The organism is Bacteroides sp. CAG:633 (assembly GCF_000435115.1).
GTDB lineage: Bacteria > Bacteroidota > Bacteroidia > Bacteroidales > Bacteroidaceae > Bacteroides > Bacteroides ndongoniae.
On sequence record NZ_FR883044.1, the window covers coordinates 398 to 4,012 of the forward strand.

Genomic DNA, 3,615 nt, shown 5'->3' on the forward strand with positions numbered 1-3,615 from the left:
GTAGAAATCAACGGTCAGCAATTCAAAGCAGAAGCTGGCAAGAAACTGTTCGTTCACCACATGCAGAATGCAGAAGCTGGTGCAACAGTAGAATTTGAAAAAGTTCTTTTGGTAGACAAAGACGGCAACATCACCGTAGGTGCTCCTACAGTAGAAGGCGCAAAAGTAGTTTGCGAAGTAGTTACCGCTTTGGTAAAAGGTGACAAAGTTCTCGTATTCCACAAGAAGAGAAGAAAAGGTTACCGCAAGTTGAACGGTCATCGTCAACAATTCACAGAGTTAACAATCAAAGAAGTAGTAGCTTAATCAATTTAAAACAGTAAGAAGAAATGGCACATAAAAAAGGTGTTGGTAGTTCTAAGAACGGCCGTGAATCAGCAAGTAAGAGATTAGGCGTTAAGATATTCGGTGGCGAAGCTTGCAAGGCAGGTAACATCATCGTTCGTCAGAGAGGTACTGAATTCCATCCGGGAAACAACATCGGTATGGGTAGCGACCACACTCTGTACGCCTTGGTAGACGGAACTGTACAGTTCAAAGTAGGTAGAGAAGACAGACGCTATGTATCTGTAATCCCCGCCGAAAGCGCAGAAGCATAACGCTAACAACAGAAAATAATCAGGAAAAGAGGATAAGCCCTAAAAGCATATCCTCTTTCTTTTTATACGAAAAACTACACCCTATTTGTTTTTTCCCTATCTTTTGATAAGATAGGATGCGGTTCGGGATAGCCAAACCTGAAAAACTTCGTTTTTCGTTTGTCTCTCCTCTCACCTTTCACTATCTTTGCACTGCAAATCAAGGTTATTATAAAAAACAAATTCAAGATATGCTTACCATTAAACAAATCACAGAAAACACAGACGCGGTGATCCGCGGACTGGAAAAGAAGCACTTCAAGAATGCCAAAGAAGCTATCGAGCAAGTGCTGGCCTACAACAACAAACGTAAAAGTACACAAGCTGTATTAGATAACAACCTCGCCGAAGTCAACTCACTCTCCAAGTCTATCGGCCAACTGATGAAAGAAGGCAAAAAAGAAGAAGCCGAAACAGCCAAAGCACGTGTTGGCGAACTGAAGGAAGCCAACAAAACTCTGCAAGCCGATATGGATCAGGCTGCTCAGGATCTGCAACAGCTGCTCTACACCATTCCCAATGTGCCCTACGACGAAGTGCCCGAAGGCGCTACTGCCGAAGACAACCTCGTTGTGAAGATGGGTGGCATGGAGACTGAACTTCCCAAAGATGCCCTGCCCCACTGGGAACTGGCCAAGAAGTACGACATCATCGACTTCGACCTGGGTGTTAAGATTACCGGCGCCGGCTTCCCCGTCTACAAAGGAAAAGGTGCACGCCTGCAACGCGCCCTCATCAACTTCTTCCTGGACGAAGCACGCAACTCGGGCTATACCGAAATCATGCCGCCCACAGTGGTGAATGCCGCTTCGGGTTACGGCACAGGCCAGCTGCCCGACAAGGAAGGACAGATGTACCACTGCGAAGTAGACGACCTCTACCTCATCCCAACAGCCGAAGTACCCGTAACAAACATCTACCGCGACGTCATCCTCGACGAAAAGCAGCTCCCCATCAAGAACTGCGCCTACACCGAGTGTTTCCGCCGCGAAGCCGGTTCTTACGGTAAGGACGTACGCGGACTGAACCGTCTGCACGAATTCTCGAAAGTGGAACTGGTACGCATCGATACCCCCGAACACAGCAAGCAAAGCCATCAGGAAATGTTGGATCACGTCGAAGGCTTACTCCAGAAACTGGAACTGCCTTACCGCATCCTGCGCCTTTGCGGTGGCGACATGAGCTTTACGGCTGCCATCTGCTACGACTTCGAAGTATACAGCGAAGCACAGAAGCGTTGGCTGGAAGTCAGCTCTGTATCTAACTTCGACACCTATCAGGCCAACCGTCTGAAATGCCGTTACCGTACAGCCGAAAAGAAAACCGAACTGTGCCACACGCTGAACGGTTCTGCCCTGGCTCTGCCGCGCATCGTAGCTGCTTTGCTGGAGAACAACCAGACGCCCGAAGGTATCCGTATCCCCAAGGCATTGGTTCCCTACTGTGGTTTCGACATGATAGACTAAAAACATTGCAAGGTCTGTCATCCTAATCATACATTATAAAAATAAAGGCTTGTACTGGCTGCTTCCGCTTGCCGCAAAAAGACAATCAAAAAAGAAGGCATCCCCGTACAAGCCTTTATCATATAAAAATAATACGGATTATCATTTTATTTTCTAACCCCATAAATCTACTTATCATGAGTGCTAAAAACAAAAGTTACGCATTGCCGCTGACATTCGTCGGCATCATGTTCTTTGCCATCGGCTTCGCGCTGGGCATCAACTCGCTGCTTGTTCCCGTTCTGCAAGGTTCACTGGGCATTTCGAACGCAGCTTCGTACCTGATTATCGCCGCAACGTTCATCCCCTTCCTTGTTTTCGGCTATCCTGCCGGACTGACGATTAAAGCTATCGGTTACAAACGCACCATGTCGCTGTCGTTCATCATCTTTGCCGTGGCCTTCTATCTGTTTATCCTGTCGGCCAATTACAAGAGTTTCAGCCTGTTCCTGCTGGCATCGTTCATCAGCGGAGCGGCCAATGCCTATCTGCAAGCGTCCGTCAACCCCTACATCACCATTCTTGGCCCGTTGGAGAGTGCTGCCAAGCGCATCAGCATCATGGGTATCTGCAACAAGCTGGCCTGGCCCATCCCGTCCATCTTCATCGTGTGGCTGTTGGGCAAAGACGTGCACCTCATCGGTATTGAAGACCTGAACAAACCGTTTGTAATCATCATCTGTGCCTTCATCGTACTGGGCATCATGGCCTTCTTCGCTCCCCTGCCCGAAGTGAAAGCCGAAGGCGAGGACGAAAACGACAACGCTTCCGAAGCTTCCAGCTATGCCGCGGGAAAGACTTCCGTATTCCAGTTCCCGCACCTGTTGCTGGGCTGCCTGGCGCTGTTCCTGTATGTAGGAGTCGAGACAGTCTCGTTGGGCACACTTGTCGACTATGCCAACTCACTCGGCCTGCCGGGTGCCGCCAACTATNGGCCTGCCGGGTGCCGCCAACTATGCGTGGATTGCGCCTATCGGCATCGTCATCGGTTACATCTGCGGTATCATTTTCATACCTAAATACATCAGCCAGGCTGCTGCCTTGAAGATATGTTCCATTCTGGCCATCGCCGGTTCGCTACTCGTTGCACTGACGCCGCAGGACATCTCCATCTACTTCATCTCGTTCATGGCACTGGGTTGTTCGCTGATGTGGCCTGCCCTGTGGCCGCTTGCCATGGCCGACCTGGGTAAGTTCACCAAAGCCGGTTCGTCGCTGCTCATCATGGCCATGTTCGGTGGAGCCGTCATTCCTACCCTGTACGGATGGTTGAAGGACGTAACCAGCCCCCAACAAGCCTACTGGCTCTGCCTGCCCTGCTTCCTCTTTATCCTTTATTATAGCATATCGGGCTATAAGATCCGGACGAAGTAAGATTTAAAAATCAGAATTCAGAAGTTAAGAAGTTAAGGAGTTAAGCCGATACCTTGGTGTGCAAAAAAGCATTTGGCTTAACTTCTTAACTTCTGAAC

3 protein-coding genes and 1 pseudogene are annotated in these 3,615 nt (G+C 49.2%); all 4 read left to right on the forward strand.

What is annotated here, in order from left to right; all coding sequences use genetic code 11:
* A partial coding sequence (gene rplU, locus QVP67_RS05825; RefSeq protein ID WP_288179950.1) for a 50S ribosomal protein L21 occupies positions 1 to 306 on the forward strand: 306 nt, incomplete at its 5' end.
* A 23-nt stretch (positions 307 to 329) separates the two neighbouring features.
* On the forward strand, positions 330 to 599 hold the full coding sequence (rpmA, locus tag QVP67_RS05830) for a 50S ribosomal protein L27 (RefSeq protein WP_021847156.1): 270 nt from the start codon (positions 330 to 332) through the stop codon (positions 597 to 599).
* A 230-nt stretch (positions 600 to 829) separates the two neighbouring features.
* Positions 830 to 2,104 carry a serine--tRNA ligase gene (gene serS / locus QVP67_RS05835; RefSeq protein ID WP_022162626.1) on the forward strand — a complete coding sequence of 425 codons (1,275 nt, stop codon included), beginning with the start codon at positions 830 to 832 and terminating at the stop codon, positions 2,102 to 2,104.
* Positions 2,105 to 2,280: 176 nt separating this feature from the next.
* Positions 2,281 to 3,517, forward strand: a pseudogene (gene gluP / locus QVP67_RS05840) (glucose/galactose MFS transporter).
* Positions 3,518 to 3,615: the final 98 nt, after the last annotated feature.

Coding starts and splice junctions, on each gene's coding strand:
- rpmA (WP_021847156.1), top strand. CDS start 330: ATGGCACATAAAAAAGGTGTTGGTAGTTCTAAGAACGGCCGTGAATCA.
- serS (WP_022162626.1), top strand. CDS start 830: ATGCTTACCATTAAACAAATCACAGAAAACACAGACGCGGTGATCCGC.